Here is a 19,696-nt window from a genome sequence, read left to right on the forward strand (position 1 = left end):
GTGGCGCGGGCCAATGACATTTGTCATGGACAATAAGTGATCCATAGCAGTACCGCATTGAGCGCTGGTACGGAACACTGGAGGTATGCAGACTTCAGTACCCGTCCCAGCAATCGCCATCGAGTCGGTGACTAAACGCTTCGCCGAGCTCACCGCCGTCGATGATGTCAGCTTAGAAATTCGACCCGGCGAAGTGCTCGCCCTGCTGGGACCAAATGGTGCCGGCAAAACCACCCTGCTCGACATGGTGCTGGGGTTCGCCGAACCCAACACCGGTAAGATCCGAGCGTTCGGAGAGGCCCCAAAACATGCGGCCAGCAACGGCCACATCGGCGCCGTACTCCAAGATGGTGGCCTCTTAGATGACCTCACCGTCGGCGAGACCATCAAGATGATCGCCGCATGTCACTACAGCCACGCACCGGTAGCCGATGTGATGCAGCGAGCCGGGGTCACCGATTTCGCGTCCCGGAAGGTCAAGAAGTGTTCGGGCGGTCAAAAACAGCGCCTACGGTTCGCGCTGGCCCTATTGACCGATCCGCAACTACTCATCCTGGATGAACCCACGGCCGGACTGGATGCCACAGCCCGCCGGGAATTCTGGGACACGATGCACGCCGAAGCCAAACGCGGACGCACGATCGTCTTTGCCACCCACTACCTGCGAGAAGCAGATGACTACGCCGACCGCGTGGTGCTGATGTCGCAGGGCCAGGTGATTGCCGATGGCAGCGTCGACGATATGACCGCCGGACTACAGCGCAAACTTTCAGCCCAGTGGATCGCCAACACCGACCCATACGACTGGGCAGCCACCGCCGGGCTGGACCCCACCCAAGTGGACTACGATACCGAGCTGCAACGGATCCGCATCACCACCCCCGACACCGATCGTATTGCTGAACAACTCTTGGCCGCCAAGGTGATTCGTCACCTCAATATCGTCCAGCCGGGCATTGAAGAAGCCTTCTTTTCTCTCACCGAAGCCACCGGACAGGAGGTCACGTCATGACCACCACGACGCCAACCCCGCAGCACACAAGACCCAAGAAGTCCCAAGTCGAAATCCTGTTGCGCTTTGTTGGATGGGAGTTCTGGCGCAACTTCCGCATGTTGGATGCCACGTTCTTTGTGCTCGTGCTGCCCGCCGCCATGTACCTGATGTTCGGTGTGGGCATGGATCAGGGTGAACTCCCGGCTGGCTACGGTAACGTCTCGGCGTATGTGATGACGTCGATGGCCGTCTACGGGGCCGTCATCGCCACAACCGCGATGGCCGGCTCTGCCGCGGTGGAACGCAATATGGGCTGGGGTCGACAGTTGAACCTGACCGGTCTGACCGAGGCGAACTACATCATCGGCAAGATGTTGATGGCACTGCTCATGGCGATCAGCCCCATCGTGATCGTCTACGTGGTCGGCGCCTTCACGGGCGCGCAATTTGATTCCTTCGGCCACTGGGTAGCCTCGGCTGCCCTCTGCCTGGTGGTCGCTATCCCATTCTCCCTCTACGGTTTGGCGTTCGCGCTACTGTTCCGTTCTGAAACCGCGGTCAGTGCGGCCTCCGGGTTCCTGGTGATCTTCGCGTTCTTTGGCAACCTGTTCATCCCATTAGGCGGAGTCCTCCTGGAAATTGCCAAATTCACGCCGCTCTATGGTCCGGCAATGCTTGCCCGCTGGCCACAGACCGAAGGTATGCTCATCCCCATGCAAGCAGGTGTTGAAGTCCAGTTTGAATCCCTCTGGGTACTGTTTGCCAATATTGGGGCATGGACGGCGATCTTCGGTGCTATCTGCCTCTTCGCTTCCCGCCGTCGCACCTCCCGCTAACCACCATGAGTCTCATCTGGAAAATCTCCAACGTCGGCCAGACCCGCTACCTGCCGGAAGCACCCACCACCCGCCAAGAACGTCGAGCAATCCTCTTCGTCTCGGGCGTGTGGTTGGCGTTTCTGGCCTGGACCGTCATCGGGCTATTGGACTCCACCGCAACCGTCCCGATACAAGTTGCCGCCTGGGGTGCACTGGCAGCCTTCCCGTTTGTTTACCTCCGCGGGTTCCTGCACCCAGACATTCTTCCCAACCGCAGCCGGCACGTCAGCACCCTGCTCTATACGGCAGCACTGATTGTCCTGGGACTCATCACGTCGCAAGCCACCCCGACGGCGATTATCAACATCGTCCCGTATTTAATGGCCCAGTGGATCTTCAATCATCGCCTGCTCACCGGCATCCTCGCCGTCGTCGTCCTGTTCTTTGCAGCGGTGGGCGTTGTGGCCGTAGCGAATTTTGACGACTACGCCAACTGGTTCCTCGCTTCGGTCGGTTCGCCGGCGATCATCATGATTTTCATCCGGATCAGCATCGAGATGAGCGCCACCCAGCAGGAACGTTCCGAACAGCTGCGCCTTGCACAGCAGCGCGAAGAACTCGCCTCAACCGTCCACGATGTGCTGGGACACTCGTTGACCACCGTGACCGTGAAAGTACAGTTGGCACAGCGTTTGCTCGATACCGATCTCGATGCCGCAAAAACCGAGCTCGCTGATATTGAGGCTTTGGCCCGCCGTTCACTGTCCGAAGTTCGCGCCACGGTGACCGATCTACAACACCCGGATCTGGCAGAACAACTCGACCAAGCAGCCAAGGCGCTCACGGCGGCCGGTCTCACGTTCTACCGGCCCGAGGCCCTCCCTCGCCTGAGTCTGGTGCAGCAGCAAATTTTCGCGTGGGTGGTCCGTGAGGCGGTCACCAACGTGATCCGGCATGCCAACGCAATGAGCTGTGCCATCGATATATGTGCGGTCGACGAGCAGATGCGCCTTCGGATTGATGACGACGGCACAGGTATCGCCGACACCGAGCCCCAGAGTCATCACGGTTTGGCCGGGCTGCACCGTCGGGTTGTTTCTGCCGGGGGTAGCCTGGAAATCATCGGTTTGGAACCCGGTACCCGTCTGGAGGTAACCCTGTGATCCGTCTACTGCTTGCTGACGACCAGCATCTGATTCGTGCCGGACTCGCCGCGCTGTTGAACCTTGAAGAGGACCTCGAGGTGGTGCATCAGCTCCCCGACGGCACGGGAGTGGTCGATGCCGTGCGGGAACACGGGGTGGATGTGGCGATCCTCGATATTGAAATGCCTCAGGTTGATGGGATCACTGCAACCCAGCACCTCAGTGAGGCCTTCGGAACCGAGGTTGCGGTGCTGATTCTCACCACGTTTGGCCGTGCCGGGTATTTGCAACGCGCCATGACGGCCGGCGCACAAGGGTTTATGGTCAAAGATGCTCCGGCAGAGCAGTTGGCCGCTGCCATCCGTACGGTGCATGACGGTGGTACCGCGGTGGACTCAACCCTTGCCGCCGAAGCGTTGAGCACCGGGACGAGCCCACTGACTGACCGCGAACGCGACGTACTGAAAGCCGCGCTGACCGGTGCTTCAGTCAAAGACATCGCCGCAGCAGTCCATCTCAGCGCCGGGACCGTTCGGAACCACCTGTCATCGGCTATCGGGAAAACGCAGACATCGAATCGGAGCGAAGCGGCCCGGACGGCTCAGCTGAAAGGTTGGCTTTAGAGCAGTTGGTAATTGCCGGCTTTGGCAACGGCTGCTTCGAGTTGTCCACGGTCGAGAGGTTCGTCGTCTTTGTGTTTGATAATCATGCGGGTGTCCTGGCCGGGCACGACTTCAAAAGCGATCCCGCCAACGCAGGGCACCTGGTACACCCGCCCTTTGATCGACCGGGTGGCGGCGTTGGATAGCTCCCCGGCCAGCAAATAAATGGTACTGGTAATCACCGTGGGCCTCCCGGCTAGATGCGTCCGTTGAAGGCCTGCATCGCGGAATCTTCTCGTGTTCCGCCGCGGCCGTCACCGATATCTTCGTAGTCTTCTACCCATTCAATTTTGCGTACCCATTTAACCATTTTATAGCCGTGGCTGGATTCCACCCGTAACCGCAACGGTGCACCGAGATGGTCATCCAGGGGTCGATCATTGCGTTCGTATGCCAGAATCGTGTCATCCTCGTAGGCGTCGCGCAGTGGGATCACCGCATAGAACGGTTCGCGCGGCCGGTTGTCGTACATGACCTGGGCCAGACCGTGGGATTCGATCATCACATAGTTGGCGTTCTCAGGCCGCGGGCCCAGCAACTCCAGAACGTCGCGGAGTTTCACACCGGCCCACTTGGAAGTAGCGGTCCAGCCCTGCATGCACGAGTGGATGCCAATGTATTCGTGACGTGGCATCGAGCGCAGATCCTCCAGGCTCAGCTGCTTGGTTTCGCCGTTGAGTCCGCCCCCGAGTTCCAGTCGCCAGTCAGACCAGTCGGTATCGCGGTGCTGCAACCACTCGGGCGACTCATCTTGGGTGGGCGGTAGGCCATTGGTCCAGTGGAACTCCGAAATATCCTTTTCGGTGAACACCTGCTGTTTGGACATGCGTGAGCGCATCCAGTTCAAAAACACTTGGCGGCCCGGTTCAGTCACAGCAACGAGGAAGCGTTGGGCACGTGGTCGATTTGCAAGGCTCCAGTAACTCAGGCTGATCAACAACGCGATGACCACAACGATCGTGATCAGTGCGATGGTGAATGCTTGCGCATAATATTCTGGCTGATTCGCCTCCACACCTAGGATCATGTGGGGCAGGTTGTATTCCGGGTGGACCAGAAACACCAAACCAACGTGTCCGATGATGAACACGATGAATGCTGCGTGACAGATGAAGTGCAGCGAGCGGACTACCTGGGGGCCGCCGAAGAGTTTTATGTACCAGGGGAATCGGGATCGAATAGCCGGCGACATGGCCAGACCGGTCAGGATCAACAATGGGGCCAGCAGGAAGACGACCCCGCTGTAGGTGAGCATTTGGAGCGCGTCGTAGGGTTGGAAGTGCTCAAGCGCCGGGACTCCGAAGCCCGCATAGATTTTGAAGGATTCCCAGGCTTGCGGGAAGACGTTCCACGACGTTGGAACAATCCTCGTCCACAGTCCGGTGGCGAACAGCATGATTACATAGAACAGCCCGTTGACGACCCACAGCATGACGCCCAGGCCGTGCCAGTGGCGCCCCAGGCCAATATTTTCTCGACCCGGTAGCGCCAACAACGGCGACATGGATCGTTCGTCCATCAGTGAGGTGTAGACGCCTTCTTCTTCGGGCAGCTTTCGCCGGGTGAAGCGTAACCATTCAGTGCCGGGTTTGGAGTCATTACGCCACCACAGCCTGGGCAACGACGCCAGTATTTCCCATCCGCTACGGATGAGAATGCCAAGCAGCACGAAATTGAATAGGTGTGAGGCTCGCAGCCAGAAAGGGAAATCTGCTTCCATGTTGGGCTCCTCGTGGGCTCACTTGACGTTTCCTGGGAGCCCGCTGAAAATCAGCGTATCAATGGGTTGGTAGAGCTTCAATAGCTGCTCGGACACTACGTTGTTACGGCCTGCAGATAGGCGTGCGGTGCCTTCGGCCCCCATTGCTGGTCAACAACGCGGAAGCCGGCCGACTCTCCAACGATATGCTCACGGCACGGCAGGGCTAGCCAGCAGGTGTTGTGTATTCGTTACGATCAAAGAGTCCCTGTCGTTCACGAAAGGCACGAGCCAATGTCTCGATCAACGTATATGCATTTGCAAAACATCCTGAATTTTCTGCTGGATGATCACGCCATCAGTGACTTTGGTGAATCTACCCTTGACATCGAGTCCTACGAATCGCTGCATGCCAAAGCGGATGCACTGTGCAGTGCCTGCGGTGGCGACCCAGCAACCTGGGAAAATGACTCGCTGGCTCAATTGCAACCGAAACTGGATTTTTTGCTAGAGCATCACGAGATCGAATTCGATGACACCGACTTTGATCCAGATTCGCTTGCAACCGTCGAAGCCAAACTCACCGAGCTCTATAACGCGCACGCAAACAACTAAGCCCTGGTGAGGTTAGGCGGTTTTGCGGAAGTGGAAGATCCCCCAGGACAGCAGTCCACGGTTCCCGGCGTCTACCCAGTGCTGCAGCCCCTTCGTCATGCCGTCGAGGTATTCTTGGCTCGCGGTCTGCAACAGCTCGTCGGTATTCGCCTGAGTTTCTTCCAGCACCCGACCGTAGTGTTGCGGCAGCATCTCGCTGAGGTCATCAAATTCCACGAGCTCTAGCCCTACTTCGGCGGCAAGGTGTTTGTACTCGTCCGGGGAGGCCAGCGAGCTCAAGTTCAGGCGTTCCAGCACACCGGACAGCTCTGAAGCTGAGACACCATCGGCTGCCATGGGGTCTGTGAAGAGGAATTCACCGCCGGGTTTAAGAATTCTTGCGGCTTCTGCCATGGGGAGGTCGCGGCGTTCGGCATGGAGGAACGCGTCTTGTGACCAGACGAGGTCAGCGGTGTCGTCTTCGGCGGGAACGTTGTTGTAGCTGGCATCGACGACGGTGATTTTTTCGGCCGTACCGGCAAGCTGATTTAGCTGTTCGGCGCGACGATTTTGTTCACCACTGAGATTGACCGCCAAGATCTGGGTGTTCAGTTCAGCTTGCAGATACCGGGCGGCGCCACAATAACCGGAACCAAAGTCCACCGCGTAATCGATGGAGTCCTGTTGGATTTTGCTGACCATGTGTTCCATAGTGCGGTGGCTTGCGTCGGCGATCGGCTCGTCAGGAGTCTCATACAAGCCCAGGTGGATATCGTCCCCACCCCAGATCTGTGAATAAAACGCTCCTGCGTCTTCACTATCGTAGGCGGCCCTGGCGACCAGTTCAGATTCGTTGTACGGCAAGAAGTCTCCTTCAGTCGTTGGTGATTGCTCCCCACTCTAAAGACTTCGTGGCCTAGCTCTCAGACTCGGTGCCATAAACCGTCACGTAGTGCTGTTTAAGTACCAAATTGGGGCCTCGAAGCACTGTTCGAGACCCCATTTTGGTGGTGGTTTAGCTAACGGTAGCTTTCCGGATCAGCCAGTAGTTGAGTCCGCCGAGCAAGACCGTTGCGAGCAGTCCCCAACCAGCGAGTGTGAACGCCGTCTGGTCAACGAACCATAGGCCGACGTTTGGCCACCACTCGTTGAGGGTGGTTATGGCGACGAGGCCAAGGAGCACGACGATGAAGCCAAGAATCACGGTCCACAGTATGGGGATAGATACCCGACGGTAGAGAATGGCCCAGAAGAATCCGAAGCACATGAAGAACAGTGTGACCACTGTGCCAAAGGCTCCGACCCCCAGCATTCCACCGACGTCGTCCAGAAATGGTGCGCCCAGCACGTAAATGTGTCGGCCAAAACCATCCGTAAGGCGTTCAATCCAGAACCCAAACATGGCGAGCAGACCGTACCCGACCGATACCACCGCGAAGGTCAGGTAGGTACCGATGAGGTAGACGCGTCGGCTATAGCTCAGGGCGACCGAAAACGGGAACGTATGTGATGCCGTGTAGGCTGCCATAAACGCCAGGTACCAGATGGGTGCCTGAGCAGCTCCCATCGAGCTGAGTGGTTCTTCTACAGGAATGCGCTCGGGCATCTGTGAATCGATCAAAAATCCGATGCCGGTTCCCAGTACCCACGCGAGCAAGAAGATGCCGATCGGTAGCCAAATAAAGGACCACGGCACGGCGAACTGCAGTCGGAAAGCGGCGGGGACCCGAGCAAAACTCGAGCGATTTGTTGTCGTTTGGTGCAGTGTTGTGGTAGTCATCAGAACCCCTCCGAGCTAGGGTGCTCTTCGGTATTATTGCGCGTCAGATGCACAATGAGCTGTTGTAGGGAGACGGGCAAGACATCGAGGTCGAGTTGCTTGACGAGCCGCAGTTCATCGTCGGTCAGTTTGCCCAAGACGGTGACCCGGACGATGCGGCCGAGTTCTTCGCGATCTAACACTTCGCGGCCTGCCACGACCTGTTGCACCGCTTCTGCCGCACCAACCAGGGTGACTGCTTGATCGCGAAGATCGTCAGCGGTTTCATCCACCAGGATCTTGCCCTGGTCTATGACGACGACGTGTTCCAGCAAATATGAAATCTCATCGATCAGGTGTGACGAGACCACGATGGTTCGCGGATGTTCCGTGAAATCCTGCAGGAGCCGGTCATAGAATAACTGGCGTGCCACGGCGTCGAGTCCCATATATGGTTCGTCGAACACCGTCAGCGGCGCCCGCGATGCTAAGCCGATAATCACTCCGACGGCCGACTTTTGACCGCGCGACATTTTCTTAATCGGAGTTTTGAGCGGAACTCGAAAGTCCTCGATCAACCGCTGCTCAAACTCGGCGTCCCAGTTTTCGAAAGCGTCTCGAGCCGCAGCGAATGCGTGTTTCGCCAGCGCGTCTTCGGGGTAGCGCTGGTCTTCACGAACGAAGCAGATATCGGGCAGCACCTGTTCGTTTTCGTGCGGCGTCTGACCAAACACCCGGATCTGACCTTCAGAAGGCCAATCCTGTGCCGTCATAACCGACATCATGGTGGTCTTCCCGGCCCCATTTCGGCCGAGCAGACCGTGAATCTTATCTTTTTCGAAGTTGAGGGTGACATTATCAAGGGCAATGGTGTCTTTATAACGGCGGGTGACGCCGTGTGCTTCAATTGCCCTGACACGTTGTGCAGTATCCGGGGTAGTCATGTTTTCTCCTCGTTAGGAAGCATCGCGGTTTCGAATCATCGATAGAACCGCTTCAGTATCGAGTCCAATTGCCCTTGCTTCTGCCAGCAGGGGATCAAGGTAGTGCTGTGCAAACTGTTCAACTCGTTCATCGCGCACGATTTGTTGTGCGCCGGGCGCCACGAACGTTCCCAAACCACGTCGCTTCACCAAGATGCCTCGATCGACGAGTAGGTTGATGCCTTTGCCGGCGGTTGCCGGGTTGACGCGGTAGAAGGCCGAGAGTTCATTCGTTGATGGCGCCTGGTCTTCTTCAGCCAACGAACCGTCGAGTATCGACGCCTCGATCTTCTCTGCGATCTGTAGAAACAGTGGACGACCATCATCCATAGAACTCACCTTCCACATGTGTGAAATAGCTTCGCGGGTACATTACCTCGCTGGTTCATTAGTGTACTAACTAACCAATGAAGGTGCAAGTGTTTGGCAAAGAAAATGCCAGCACCAACAATCGGCACTGGCGCTCCAGCGCCGCGGCATTAACTCAGGTCGTGTTTCAACACCGCTGGTTCATGCGCGGCGATATCGGCGGTCTCGATCTGGAACGTTGAGTGATGAACAGCCACTTCGAAGTGTTCGGTGATGCATTCCTGAACGGCTTTAAGCTGTTGCGCCACATGGCCTGAAGTGAAGCACTCGTCTTTAACGACGATGTGGGCGGTCAGAACGGGCAAACCGGTCGCCACAGTGGATGCGTGCAGGTCATGCACATCGATCACGTGCTCGAGTTCCATGATGTGACGGCGCACCTCATCGAGATCGAGTCCCTTGGGGGTAAATTCCATGAGCACGCTGAGCGTCTCTCGCATCAATACATAGGCACGGGGCACAATCAAAGCGACGATGAACAAACTGGCGAGCGCATCTGCCTGCAAGAATCCGGTCGTAGCCATGACGATCGCGGCCACAATGACGCCGAGCGAACCAAGCGCGTCGTTGAGCACTTCGAGAAATGCTGCGCGCATGTTGAAATTGGCTCCGCGGCTTGAGGCTAGCACCGTGAGCGCAAGAATATTTGCGACCAGCCCGAGCACACCGAAGACCAACAGTTCCATCGGCGGAACCTCCGGGGGCTCCACCAGACGACGAATCCCCTCGATGGCCGCATACACACCAATGCCCAACAACAAGGTGGCTTGCCCGAGTGCGGCGATGACTTCGATGCGCCGAAAACCCCAAGTGCGCTTCGGCGTTGGCGGTTTGAGCATCAGGGTCGCCGCGATAAGCGCTACGAGGAGGCCCGACGCGTCGGTAATGGCATGGACGGTATCGGCCAACAGCGCCAAACTGCCGGTGATGATGGTACCAACCAGCTGCACGACGACAATGCTTGCGGTAACACCAAAGGCGATCCACAGTTTGATGCGGTGATCGCCCGACTGGCCACTCTCTGCAGCGGGGCTGTGATTATGCCCTGCACCCATGGCTTACTCCCTCACTTCTTGCCCACCAGCCCGCAGGTGGGCACACAGTTGCACCGAATGGCCGGTCGCCTCCAGCATCTTTTCCGCCGCGGCCACCAGAATTTTGAGGAGCGCGGGCTCCGCAAGGTCATACCAAGTCGCACGCCCTTCGGGACGGGCCACGACCAGCCCGCACTCGACCAGAAATCGTAGATGTTTGCTGATCGTGGACTGCGCTAATCCCATGTGCTCGACGAGATCGCGCACTCGATGCTCACCCGAGGCCAAGTGCTGCACCACCGCAAGCCGCGTGGGGTCGGCCAGGGCCTGAAAGAGATGGGCATAGGAGCGGGTCGCAGACTCATCGAAACCATTCATCTGATTGATCGCCATACAACGATGATATTCCCTGGCGGCGATCTCTTCAAGGGTCGAAAACCCCTCCCTTGTCGGGGCTTGACGCGCGCGGATACTATATATTTGTACAGTAACTTGAAGTTTCATACAGTGTGCAGGTGAAGGATGCCCATGGAAGACTCTCGCACCACCACGTTGCGCGGCATTCGCGTCATCACCATCGCACCAAATTTGCCCGGTCCACTGGCCGCACGACGCCTACTGCGTATGGGAGCGACTGTCGTCAAAGTCGAACCGCCAGGCGGAGATCCCGTGCATGCCTTTCCCGAATGGTACGCAGCGCTGAACAACGGCCAGCACATCTTGTCCTTGAACCTCAAAGACGAAGCAGATCGAGACCAGTTTGTGAACCTGCTGTCGGACTCGGACCTGCTGCTGTCCTCGATGCGTCCTTCAGCAGCTTCTCGTCTGGGGCTCTATGACATGATTCAGCAGACCGGTATAGGCCACGTTGAAATCGTGGGAGATGTCGAAAACCCTGAGGCCCCGGGCCATGATCTGACCTATCAAGCACAAGCCGGCATCCTCCATGGACCCAGCGCGCCGCGGGTTCTCTGGGCGGATGCCCTCGGTGGCGAGCGCGCAACCACGGCAGCGCTCGAAGTACTCTTGGCCCGACAGCTCACCGCGGAAGAAGACCCGCAAGCCCTCCATCGTCGCATCGGACTGAAGCAAGGTGCGCAGGAGGCCGCAGAGTCGTTTTTGATCGGTGGCTCCGCTCCCGGTCAGCTCTTATCTGGTGATGCGCCGCAGTACGGCGTGTATCAAACCCGAGACGGCTGGATCGCATTGGCAGCCATTGAACCGCATTTCCACGCCGTACTCACCGAGCTGCTCGGGAAAGATCGCGAAACACTGGAAGAACAGTTTGCACGTCGCACGAACGCAGCATGGATCGAGCTAGCCAATGAGCACGATCTCCCGCTCGTAGCGATCAACCGGCCCACCACTGATCACTGATTCTTCAACAGTTTATGCGGGGTATGCCAGAGGACATTGCGCATCCACTCATCGCCCAAACCCCAGTTGTGCAAGACCTCGAGCTGGTGACTGTAGCTGTGCGGGATGGTTGGGAAATCGGTGCCCAACACAACTTTCTCGCCTAGCTGGGCCAGGGTTTCAATATACCCCTGGGGCATCGGGGCAACGTGCTCCATATACCCGGTCCCTACCATAGTGGTATCCAAATACACGTTCGGCGCACGACGTGCCAGTTCCGCGAACTGCTCGTACTCCGGCAGCCCCGCGTGAGCAATGACTAACACCAGGTCCGGATACTTTTCGGCCAGTTCAAAAATCGGACCCGGCCCGGTGAACTCCCCCTCATGTGGGCCATTGCCACAATGGATAACCACCGGCACACCGGCAGCGGCGATCAACTGCCACGACGATGCCAGCATCGGATCCATGGCGGAAAACGCACCGACCTGAATATGGATTTTGAAGACCTGCGCGCCGTCTTCCAGCACCTCCCCTACCAGGTCTTCAACACCGGGTTCTGGGAAAAAGGTTGCCGAGCGGATGGCATCGTCGTGCTGAGCAGCAAATGTTTTTGAGTAATCATTGAGCCAGGCGGCCATACCGGGCCGGTGCGCATAGTTCAGCGTGCTAAACGCGGTGACGCCGATGTCGCGCAAGATCTGTACACGCTCTTCATCGGAGTACCGGTAGTTGACCGGCCACGCGGGTTCCCCGATCTCCGGTAGCCGATCAAAGAAACCCCAGACCTTTTGCTGCACACGATCCGGCATGAAATGCACGTGTAAATCGATCATGCCGTCGAGGCCGAGACCGTTGAGATACGCCCGAATCTGGTCATCGGATTCTGGTGGGGCAAGCTGGCTCAAGATTGACTCCTTTAGTGATCGCTAGCGCCTGACCACAGTCTAGTAATGTGAAACACACATAACCCATGTCAGCTCAAAGGACTTCATCATGCCACACATTGCTATCACCCTGCATCCCGGCCGCGACGACGCCACCAAACGCGATATTGCCGAGAAAATGCAGCAGCACTACGTCGAGACCTTCGGCACCGATGTTGAAGCCGTATCGGTATCGATTGTTGAGGTACCGGCCGAAGACTTCACCGAAACCGTCCAAGAACGCTACCGGGCCGAAGACCTTTACATTTCTTCTAGGGCTGTCCCTGCGAACGAGTAATTGCCACGTCGCTGAAATGCTGACGATAGGCCGTCGGGTTGTGCCATACGCCGTAACGACGTTTTGGCGCAACGTCACCCGGCTAGCAAAACCACAGGCTTGAGCCACTTGGCAGAACGAAGTGCCTCAATCTTTACCTGCTTTCGTGTCTTGACTTGTGGTCCAAGCGATATACGATGTAGCTCACTGAGCGACAGCCACCGGACAGGACTCCGCATTGACCACGCTTCATAGTCCGCTCACCGCCGAGCGACGACAGCACTTACACCGCCGAACGTTGGCCATTGTCCTGCTCAGCCAGGCATTCGGTGGTGCAGGGTTAGCCGCCGGCATCTCGGTTGGTGCGCTGATTGCCCAGGACATGCTTGGCTCCGAGGCACTTTCGGGGCTTCCGACCGCGCTGTTCACTCTTGGAGCGGCACTGACGGCGTTTCTTATCGGCAGGGTGACCCAACGCGTGGGCCGCCGTATTGCCCTGGGCCTCGGTTTTATCTCCGGTGGGCTCGGCGCGCTAGGCGTCGTGTTCGCAACCCAGTTCGAAAGCGCCGTGCTGCTGTTTATCTCGTTGTTCGTTTACGGCGCCGGTACCGCCACGAACCTGCAGGCCCGTTATGCAGGCACGGATCTTGCACCGACCAGCCGCAAGGGCACCGCGATCAGCACGGCCATGGTTGCCACCACGATCGGCGCGGTCGCCGGGCCCAACCTCATCGAACCGCTCGGTGGGCTAGCCGAAAACCTCGGACTCCCCGCCCTGGCGGGCCCCTTTCTCTTGGCGGCCGTCGCATACCTGCTAGCCGGTACCATCCTGGTCTCGCTGCTGCGCCCGGACCCCTATACGGTGGCTCAGCAATGGGAACAACAACAAGCCGCAGCCCAAGATCAGCAAACTTCCGACGACGATGCGGCCGTCGGGTCGCCGCGACTGGTACAAGTCGGCGCGCTGGTAATGGTCGTATCGCAGATCGTGATGGTCGGGGTCATGACCATGACTCCGATCCACATGCGGGCCCACGACCACAGTATGGGCGCGGTCGGTGTGGTGATCGGTCTCCACGTCGGCGCCATGTGGCTACCTTCGCTGGTCACCGGACCGCTCGTTGACCGGATTGGCCCGCGACTGACCACGATCACGGCCGGACTGACCTTATTGGCTGCAGGACTTACCGCAGCACTGTCGCCCGGTGAGAGTCTTGCCGGAGTACTCATCGCCCTGGTCTTGCTGGGCTTGGGATGGAATATTGGCTTGGTCTCCGGCACCACGCTGGTGGTCCATGGAACCCGCCCGGATGTTCGGGCGGCCACCCAGGGCACCATCGATGTCTGGTATCAGCTCTTTGGCGCCGGTGCCGGCATCCTCTCGGGCATACTCATGAGTGCCACGGGATTTGCTACCCTCACCCTTGTTGGCGGAATCATCGCCTTGATCGTCATCCCCGCTGTTTTACTGTCGCCTCGGGCCACACGGTAAGACCGGCCCGCACACGCGGTGATCACCACGGGGTTTTCATAAGTCCGGATTGCAACCGTTTGAGGTTTTGCCTTGGGCAGCTGAGGCATCCGACACTTCATGATAAATTTCCAGCGGGACTCCGTTGGCAGCGTTGACTTTTGACAGTGTGATATCAAGATCTTCACCCAGGAGCTCGGCAACCTGTTGTGCATATGCGATGTTCTCTTGACAGGTTTCCACCCGCCCGTCGTGGAGGATCTCAAGGTTCGGGATGTCGTCCAACTAATAGAACCAGACTTTGTGCAACTCGCCGAAGTGCTGCTGGGCAGCCTCCAGAACTGCCCGCGCATTTCCAATTTCTTTGCCTTTGGGGATCAAGATCCGGATGGGCGCGTCGTGATTTCCGTGATGCTGCGAGCCAGCAGGTTGGGTTTCATAATGCCACGGTTGCTGCACGCTTCCGGCTTGTAATTCAAAGTACACATCGCGAATGCCCGCCGGAATGTGCGTTGAGACAAGCTGTTCCAATTCCTCCAGTCCTGAGGCAGGTGTTGGCGCCGAGGCTCTGAGGGTGAGTTTCGGATCAAAATCGTTCTTCTCCTGAGCCTCATGCTCAAGCAATTGCCACACTTCCAGTTCGCGCGCGTGGGTCGACCGCGCAATGTTCAGCAACTCAGTCCAGTCTTGAGACGTAATTTCAGCAGTCGCCGGTCCCCTACTAGAAGTGTGAAAACCCAGGATCCAGGTTGACTCATCCACCAAAATATCGGGCGCTTTGCCCGCAGTGTCGACTACATCCGCCAAGGCCTGCCCCGCCACGACCAAATCGCCGTCTTCCTGAAGGAGTGCTGGAAAATCATCGAGACTGCGGGAACGTGTCATAGGGTCCAGGCCGCGTTCATAGTCAAAAATCACTTGGGAAAATGCACCCGATGAACGCAGCGTTTTCGCACCAGACTCCAGACCCTCAATGTACTCACTGGTGCACCCGGTAACCAACAAACCGGTAAACAGCACGACTGCCAATGACATACCCCTGGACAGCCCGGAAGGCGAACGAGTATGAGAGCGCATGGCCTTGAGTCTACTTGGCATGCACCGTCATGAGTTCATCCCAGTGGGTGGTGTAGCGCGGGGACATGAACTCGCGTCGCATCTGCCATGATGGGCCAGTCCGCAGCCCGGCACTGCCCAGTCCGATGGCGCCACCGCCGTGTTCGGTGCGCACTTGCTCGAGCAGTTTGCCGACGTTTTTGGACTCGTGCGATGAGACGAATTCGTCGAGCATCGGTTGGGCTCCGACGGGACGCAGCTCGGGGACGGTAATACCGGCCTTGGCGTACCGGACGCCTTCCGTGATCTTTGGCAACAGGCTCTTGGCCGCCCTGATGAGCACGACCGGGTCTGCACTGTGGGAGGGCAAAGCCACTGTAGCTGAGGGCTGGTGCGATTGCTCGTCGTTGAAATGACTGGTCATTGCCCACGCGGTGACCACCTTGGCCTCGGAATTGTTCCGGTGCAGTCGGGTTGCAGCGCGTTGGGCATAGATCGCCAGCACCTGTTCCATCTGCTCGCGATCGGTGATGGGTTCCGAAAAACTGCGAGAAAAGATCAGCTGATCTTTCATCTCGCGTTCCTCAGCCGCAGGAATGCACGAGGTGCCACGCAGCTCCAGCAGGGTCCGCAGCTGGACGATCGAAAACTTGTCCCGGATACGCCATTCATCGGTGTCCCGGAAGTCTTTGATCGAGACGATGCCCAGCCCGTTGAGTCGCTTCGCCATGCGATGGCCAATCCCCCACACCTCGCCGACCGGCAAATCTTCCAACAACTGCTCCGTCGTCGTCACCGGCACCCTGTCCCACACGCAGACGCCCGCGAGTTGCGGAATCTTTTTTGCCGCCTGGTTGGCCAGTTTGGCCAGTGTTTTCAACCATGGACGGGGTCCGGATCTAGTCATGACTCCATTGTGGCCTACATCGGCGACAACAACATTCGACATTTTCTTTGGATTCCTGATTCTCGCCCTATATGAACTGGCTGACTTGCTCTGAGTGATTGGTACCGTTCAACCCTGACACATAGGGGTTGCGCCTGCCACTCACGAAAAGAGGTATCAATATCCGTGCGGCAAAAAATGTCGCACTCCTGACCCTCGCTCGAGACCTTCCACCCTCAGTCTTGGCCGACCTCTTAGGAATTTCCATCACCGCCGCGGAACGCTGGAGCACCCACAGCGGCCACGACTGGACCGACTACCCCCGTATCCGACTGGAGACAGAACCGGGTTAGGCCTCAATACCGCCGGTTCCTTCGAGCTCGCGCGCATTCTTCCCCCTCATGGGGACCTGCTCGTAGGTGTCACTTTCAAAAGTCGCCTACTGAGATCTCTTCTGACGTTTTTGCAGGCGCACCATCTGGTGACGGTCCGTGGCTCAATCGAAAAACTATAACGCTCAGATCTTGTGCATGGGGCAAAACGTTATTGCCAAACGCGGCCAAGGTGCCCGTGGACTTGGGGCTGACCCTACGCCATGATTCAACCAGCAACTCTGGGAAGCTCCTGACTGAGATCGAAGCGTCCGAAGAACGCTGACCTCGGACTTCGACGACTCAGAGTGACGTCTCACGATGGTCGGGCACCACTTGACCAACGTCAAGGACAGGCGGGGAGATACCTCATAGATTGAGGGCATAACCAAGGAAGAGGGGATACCAAATGGCAAATCGCAACATTGAAAAAGCGGCACAACTGGCCCCGATCATCGAGCGCGTCCACGGCGGACACCACCCAGAACTCGCCCGAGTCCGTGAAATTACCCAGGCGCTACACCAGTCAGACAATGCCACGAACACCCCTGCGCTCTTTCAGGAGCTACGCACTGTGACAGATAACTATGCGATTCCGAATGACGTTTGTGAGGCCTTCGAAGCCACGTATCACGCGTTAGAACGCGCCGATAAACAGGAGCAGGCCGCTGCCTAAGACAGAGGCAAGCCCCTCACAGGAGATGGTCGCCGATCGAACTGATCCGCGACCATCTGTCGTTTAATCGTCTCGTTCTTCTTCATCAATCGGCGCCGAGCGTTGCTGTTCGACCCAGTCTGCTTCACTGACAATCGTAGCGTGGTCATCTAGCGGCGTCAGCTGGACGATCACGCTGTGATCAACGCGGTTGAACAGGCTGGGGATCAGGCGTCCACAGCCTAAACCATAATGTCCGTGGGCTTATGGGCTCGTGCCACCTAAACTCGGTACATATCCTTTCGCCCCACGTCGCCGTGACCCAGGCCACGGCCCAATCTTTCTCGTCTCATCACTTGTTCGGAAAGGACCTTGTCATGGTTGAACGCAACCACCACGAACACCACCACCACGCTCCGCCCCAACAACATCCGACCCGGCACAGGGAAGCCGCCGTCACACACGCCGAGCCTGATCAGGCGGGTCACGATCACGAGGATCATCGGCGCGAATCGGGTGGACATGGCCAGGAAGAGCAACATCATGCCGGGCATGCCACTCACGGGGGCCATGCGGGACATGGCCAAGGTGATCATGGGGATCATGTGGGGCAGTTTCGCCGGTTGTTTTGGATCATGCTGGTGCTAGGCATCCCCGTGGTCGCATTCAATCCCATGTTTGCCCACCTGTTGGGTTACCAGCTGCCAGATGCCACGTGGGTCTGGTGGGTCTCGCCCATTCTGGGCACGGTCATGTACTTCTGGGGTGGGCAGCCGTTTTTGACCGGGGCGGTCGCAGAGATCCGGGCCCGGCAACCGGGCATGATGCTGCTGGTCGGATTGGCCATTACGGTGGCATTTGTCGCCTCCTGGGGCGCCACGTTGGGCATCCTGGACCATGAACTGAACTTCTGGTGGGAACTGGCCCTGTTAGTGGTCATTATGCTGTTGGGCCACTGGATCGAAATGCGATCCTTGGCCCAGACCACCTCGGCCCTAGATTCCTTGGCGGCGTTGCTGCCGGATGAGGCCGAACGAGTCGACGGGGATGCCGTGGTCACCGTGGCCCCTACTGACCTGGTTGTTGGGGATGTGGTCATTGTTCGTCCGGGGGCTGCGGTCCCGGCCGATGGTCAGATTGTCGATGGGAGTGCTTCCATGGATGAGTCCATGGTCACCGGCGAGTCCAAAACGGTGCGGCGTACCATCAGTGAACACGTGGTGGCTGGTACGGTGGCCACCGACTCAGGGTTACGGGTCAAAGTCGCCGCCATCGGGGATGACACGGCCCTGGCCGGGATTGAAAAACTGGTTGCCGATGCCCAGACCTCCTCGTCGCGTGCTCAGCGGATCGCTGACACCGCTGCGGGCTGGTTATTCTGGTTTGCCTTGGGGGCCGCCCTAATCACCGCGATCGTCTGGGGGCTCTTGGGCCTGCCAGATGTTGCCGTGGTCCGCACTATTACCGTGTTGGTCATTGCTTGTCCTCACGCGCTGGGGTTAGCCATCCCGCTGGTGGTATCGATTGCCACAGAACGGGCCGCCCGGGGTGGGGTCTTGATTAAAGACCGGCTGGCCTTGGAATCAATGCGCACCGTGGATTCCGTACTCTTTGATAAAACTGGCACCCTGACCAAGGGTGAACCAACCGTCACCGGGATCCATCCTGCTGGTGGTCGAAGCGAACATGAGGTGCTGGCGTTGGCTGCTGCCGCTGAAGCCGACAGTGAGCACCCCCTGGCCAACGCTATTGTGGGCGCCGCTCGGGCACGCGGTCTCACCGTGCCAGCGGCTACTGAGTTTTCCTCCTCGCCAGCCGTGGGCGTCAAAGCCACCGTGGATAACACAGTCATTGAAGTCGGTGGCCCCTACCTGTTGGAGGAGCATCAGCAACACGAATTGGCGATTGCTGATCAGTGGCGCGACGAGGGGGCGATCATTCTTCACGTACTGGCTGATGGAGAGGTCATCGGTGCCCTGAGATTGGCCGATGAGATCCGACCAGAATCACGCGATGCAGTGGACGCGCTGCACGCCAACGGTGTCCAAGTCGTGATGATTACCGGCGATGCTCAAGCCGTGGCCGACACGGTGGCTAAGGAGCTGGGCATCGACCGGGTCTTTGCGGGAGTGCGCCCCGAAGATAAGGCCGCCAAAGTCAAAGCACTCCAAGACGAGGGCAACAAAGTCGCGATGGTGGGCGACGGGGTCAATGATGCCCCAGCTTTGGCCCAGGCTGATGTCGGCATCGCCATCGGGGCTGGCACTGATGTGGCCATTGGATCAGCTGGGGTGATTTTGGCGTCGTCGGATCCACGCTCGGTATTGTCCGTGTTTGAACTCTCCCGGGAAAGCTACCGGAAGATGAAACAAAACCTGTGGTGGGCTGCTAGCTACAACATCGCGGCCGTCCCACTTGCTGCCGGTGTATTAGCCCCGATTGGGTTTGTGCTCCCGATGAGTGTTGGGGCAATCATAATGTCATTGTCCACGATTATTGTCGCCCTCAACGCCCAAACACTGCGGCGGCTGGATCTCACCCCGAAAGCAAGCGTTGAGAAATCCTTAGACCGGTCACCCGAAACGGTACCTGCCTCACACACGGGGCATTGAGCCAACTGATGTAGACATGAAAGCAAAAC

The 19,696-nt window shown here is 58.1% G+C and carries 22 protein-coding genes; 10 read left to right on the forward strand and 12 right to left on the reverse strand.

The annotated features are described in order from the left end of the window. The first annotated feature begins 85 nt into the window (after nt 1-85). From G583_RS0104825 to G583_RS0104840, 4 genes are read left to right on the forward strand one after another with little or no spacing between them, the layout of a single operon-like run. On the forward strand, nt 86-1,012 hold the full coding sequence (locus G583_RS0104825; RefSeq protein WP_022870061.1) for an ABC transporter ATP-binding protein: 927 nt from the start codon (nt 86-88) through the stop codon (nt 1,010-1,012). Next, a complete protein-coding gene (locus G583_RS0104830) occupies nt 1,009-1,830 on the forward strand; it encodes an ABC transporter permease (protein WP_022870062.1) in 822 nt (273 codons plus the stop codon). The genes G583_RS0104825 and G583_RS0104830 overlap by 4 nt, the downstream gene beginning before the upstream one ends. A gap of 5 nt (nt 1,831-1,835) precedes the next feature. Next, nucleotides 1,836-2,975, forward strand: a complete 1,140-nt coding sequence (locus G583_RS16250; protein ID WP_022870063.1) for a sensor histidine kinase — start codon at nt 1,836-1,838, stop codon at nt 2,973-2,975. Continuing rightward, a complete protein-coding gene (locus G583_RS0104840) occupies nt 2,972-3,580 on the forward strand; it encodes a response regulator transcription factor (RefSeq protein ID WP_022870064.1) in 609 nt (202 codons plus the stop codon). Before G583_RS16250 ends, G583_RS0104840 begins: the two co-directional genes overlap by 4 nt. Here the strand turns inward: G583_RS0104840 and G583_RS0104845 are convergent. Beyond that, nucleotides 3,577-3,801 (reverse strand): hypothetical protein, encoded by a 225-nt coding sequence (locus G583_RS0104845; RefSeq protein ID WP_022870065.1) that lies wholly within the window; start codon nt 3,799-3,801, stop codon nt 3,577-3,579. The two genes, G583_RS0104840 and G583_RS0104845, sit on opposite strands and share 4 nt — an antisense overlap. A 14-nt stretch (nt 3,802-3,815) precedes the next feature. After that, complete coding sequence (locus G583_RS0104850) at nt 3,816-5,339, reverse strand: molybdopterin-dependent oxidoreductase (RefSeq protein ID WP_022870066.1); 1,524 nt, start codon at nt 5,337-5,339, stop codon at nt 3,816-3,818. Between the two features lie 273 nt (nt 5,340-5,612). Here G583_RS0104850 and G583_RS0104860 point away from each other — a divergent pair, with 273 nt between their 5' ends. Beyond that, on the forward strand, nt 5,613-5,933 hold the full coding sequence (locus tag G583_RS0104860; RefSeq protein ID WP_022870068.1) for a hypothetical protein: 321 nt from the start codon (nt 5,613-5,615) through the stop codon (nt 5,931-5,933). Nucleotides 5,934-5,945: 12 nt separating this feature from the next. On the opposite strand, the gene G583_RS0104865 is transcribed toward G583_RS0104860, so the two are convergent. From G583_RS0104865 to G583_RS14425, 6 genes are all read right to left on the reverse strand, one after another. After that, nucleotides 5,946-6,776 (reverse strand): methyltransferase domain-containing protein, encoded by an 831-nt coding sequence (locus tag G583_RS0104865; protein ID WP_022870069.1) that lies wholly within the window; start codon nt 6,774-6,776, stop codon nt 5,946-5,948. Between the two features lie 151 nt (nt 6,777-6,927). Further along, nucleotides 6,928-7,692: a hypothetical protein gene (locus G583_RS0104870; RefSeq protein WP_022870070.1), complete on the reverse strand. Its 765-nt coding sequence runs from the start codon at nt 7,690-7,692 to the stop codon at nt 6,928-6,930. Then, nucleotides 7,692-8,615, reverse strand: coding sequence for an ATP-binding cassette domain-containing protein (locus tag G583_RS0104875; RefSeq protein WP_022870071.1), 924 nt, complete (start codon nt 8,613-8,615; stop codon nt 7,692-7,694). The genes G583_RS0104870 and G583_RS0104875 overlap by 1 nt, the downstream gene beginning before the upstream one ends. A gap of 12 nt (nt 8,616-8,627) precedes the next feature. Beyond that, nucleotides 8,628-8,984, reverse strand: a complete 357-nt coding sequence (locus G583_RS0104880; protein WP_022870072.1) for a GntR family transcriptional regulator — start codon at nt 8,982-8,984, stop codon at nt 8,628-8,630. Nucleotides 8,985-9,133: 149 nt separating this feature from the next. Next, nucleotides 9,134-10,078, reverse strand: coding sequence for a cation diffusion facilitator family transporter (locus G583_RS0104885; RefSeq protein WP_022870073.1), 945 nt, complete (start codon nt 10,076-10,078; stop codon nt 9,134-9,136). Between the two features lie 3 nt (nt 10,079-10,081). Then, complete coding sequence (locus G583_RS14425) at nt 10,082-10,450, reverse strand: ArsR/SmtB family transcription factor (RefSeq protein WP_022870074.1); 369 nt, start codon at nt 10,448-10,450, stop codon at nt 10,082-10,084. Between the two features lie 135 nt (nt 10,451-10,585). Here G583_RS14425 and G583_RS0104895 point away from each other — a divergent pair, with 135 nt between their 5' ends. After that, on the forward strand, nt 10,586-11,434 hold the full coding sequence (locus G583_RS0104895) for a CoA transferase (protein WP_022870075.1): 849 nt from the start codon (nt 10,586-10,588) through the stop codon (nt 11,432-11,434). Here G583_RS0104895 and G583_RS0104900 read toward each other — a convergent pair. Next, nucleotides 11,428-12,321 carry an amidohydrolase family protein gene (locus G583_RS0104900; RefSeq protein ID WP_022870076.1) on the reverse strand — a complete coding sequence of 298 codons (894 nt, stop codon included), beginning with the start codon at nt 12,319-12,321 and terminating at the stop codon, nt 11,428-11,430. The genes G583_RS0104895 and G583_RS0104900 overlap by 7 nt on opposite strands. Nucleotides 12,322-12,409: 88 nt before the next feature. Between G583_RS0104900 and G583_RS0104905 the strand changes: the two genes are divergently transcribed. Beyond that, a complete protein-coding gene (locus G583_RS0104905) occupies nt 12,410-12,637 on the forward strand; it encodes a tautomerase family protein (protein ID WP_022870077.1) in 228 nt (75 codons plus the stop codon). A 217-nt stretch (nt 12,638-12,854) separates the two neighbouring features. Then, nucleotides 12,855-14,108 (forward strand): MFS transporter, encoded by a 1,254-nt coding sequence (locus G583_RS0104910; protein ID WP_022870078.1) that lies wholly within the window; start codon nt 12,855-12,857, stop codon nt 14,106-14,108. 36 nt (nt 14,109-14,144) lie between these two features. Here G583_RS0104910 and G583_RS0104915 read toward each other — a convergent pair whose 3' ends face one another. The 3 genes from G583_RS0104915 to G583_RS14430 are packed head-to-tail and all read right to left on the reverse strand — an operon-like array spanning nt 14,145 to nt 16,050. After that, nucleotides 14,145-14,372: a hypothetical protein gene (locus tag G583_RS0104915; protein ID WP_022870079.1), complete on the reverse strand. Its 228-nt coding sequence runs from the start codon at nt 14,370-14,372 to the stop codon at nt 14,145-14,147. Next, nucleotides 14,373-15,164: a hypothetical protein gene (locus G583_RS0104920; protein ID WP_156832049.1), complete on the reverse strand. Its 792-nt coding sequence runs from the start codon at nt 15,162-15,164 to the stop codon at nt 14,373-14,375. Nucleotides 15,165-15,174: 10 nt separating this feature from the next. Beyond that, nucleotides 15,175-16,050: a DinB/UmuC family translesion DNA polymerase gene (locus G583_RS14430; RefSeq protein WP_245540574.1), complete on the reverse strand. Its 876-nt coding sequence runs from the start codon at nt 16,048-16,050 to the stop codon at nt 15,175-15,177. Between the two features lie 759 nt (nt 16,051-16,809). Here G583_RS14430 and G583_RS0104935 point away from each other — a divergent pair. Together G583_RS0104935 and G583_RS14440 are read left to right on the forward strand one after the other, a co-directional pair. Then, a complete protein-coding gene (locus tag G583_RS0104935) occupies nt 16,810-17,076 on the forward strand; it encodes a hypothetical protein (protein ID WP_022870083.1) in 267 nt (88 codons plus the stop codon). 356 nt (nt 17,077-17,432) lie between these two features. Further along, nucleotides 17,433-19,667, forward strand: coding sequence for a heavy metal translocating P-type ATPase (locus G583_RS14440; protein ID WP_211210737.1), 2,235 nt, complete (start codon nt 17,433-17,435; stop codon nt 19,665-19,667). The last annotated feature ends 29 nt before the right edge of the window (nt 19,668-19,696 follow it).

Origin of the sequence: Yaniella halotolerans DSM 15476 (genome assembly GCF_000420805.1) — a bacterium.
Classification (GTDB): Bacteria; Actinomycetota; Actinomycetes; order Actinomycetales; family Micrococcaceae; genus Yaniella; species Yaniella halotolerans.

Excerpts from the sequence above, each read along its gene's own strand:
- G583_RS0104825 (WP_022870061.1), top strand. The coding sequence starts at position 86 with ATGCAGACTTCAGTACCCGTCCCAGCAATCGCCATCGAGTCGGTGACT.
- G583_RS0104830 (WP_022870062.1), top strand. The coding sequence starts at position 1,009 with ATGACCACCACGACGCCAACCCCGCAGCACACAAGACCCAAGAAGTCC.
- G583_RS16250 (WP_022870063.1), top strand. The coding sequence starts at position 1,836 with ATGAGTCTCATCTGGAAAATCTCCAACGTCGGCCAGACCCGCTACCTG.
- G583_RS0104850 (WP_022870066.1), bottom strand. The coding sequence starts at position 5,339 with ATGGAAGCAGATTTCCCTTTCTGGCTGCGAGCCTCACACCTATTCAAT.
- G583_RS0104860 (WP_022870068.1), top strand. The coding sequence starts at position 5,613 with ATGTCTCGATCAACGTATATGCATTTGCAAAACATCCTGAATTTTCTG.
- G583_RS0104870 (WP_022870070.1), bottom strand. The coding sequence starts at position 7,692 with ATGACTACCACAACACTGCACCAAACGACAACAAATCGCTCGAGTTTT.
- G583_RS0104875 (WP_022870071.1), bottom strand. The coding sequence starts at position 8,615 with ATGACTACCCCGGATACTGCACAACGTGTCAGGGCAATTGAAGCACAC.
- G583_RS0104880 (WP_022870072.1), bottom strand. The coding sequence starts at position 8,984 with ATGGATGATGGTCGTCCACTGTTTCTACAGATCGCAGAGAAGATCGAG.
- G583_RS0104885 (WP_022870073.1), bottom strand. The coding sequence starts at position 10,078 with ATGGGTGCAGGGCATAATCACAGCCCCGCTGCAGAGAGTGGCCAGTCG.
- G583_RS14425 (WP_022870074.1), bottom strand. The coding sequence starts at position 10,450 with ATGGCGATCAATCAGATGAATGGTTTCGATGAGTCTGCGACCCGCTCC.
- G583_RS0104895 (WP_022870075.1), top strand. The coding sequence starts at position 10,586 with ATGGAAGACTCTCGCACCACCACGTTGCGCGGCATTCGCGTCATCACC.
- G583_RS0104905 (WP_022870077.1), top strand. The coding sequence starts at position 12,410 with ATGCCACACATTGCTATCACCCTGCATCCCGGCCGCGACGACGCCACC.
- G583_RS0104920 (WP_156832049.1), bottom strand. The coding sequence starts at position 15,164 with ATGCGCTCTCATACTCGTTCGCCTTCCGGGCTGTCCAGGGGTATGTCA.
- G583_RS14430 (WP_245540574.1), bottom strand. The coding sequence starts at position 16,050 with ATGACTAGATCCGGACCCCGTCCATGGTTGAAAACACTGGCCAAACTG.
- G583_RS0104935 (WP_022870083.1), top strand. The coding sequence starts at position 16,810 with ATGGCAAATCGCAACATTGAAAAAGCGGCACAACTGGCCCCGATCATC.
- G583_RS14440 (WP_211210737.1), top strand. The coding sequence starts at position 17,433 with ATGGTTGAACGCAACCACCACGAACACCACCACCACGCTCCGCCCCAA.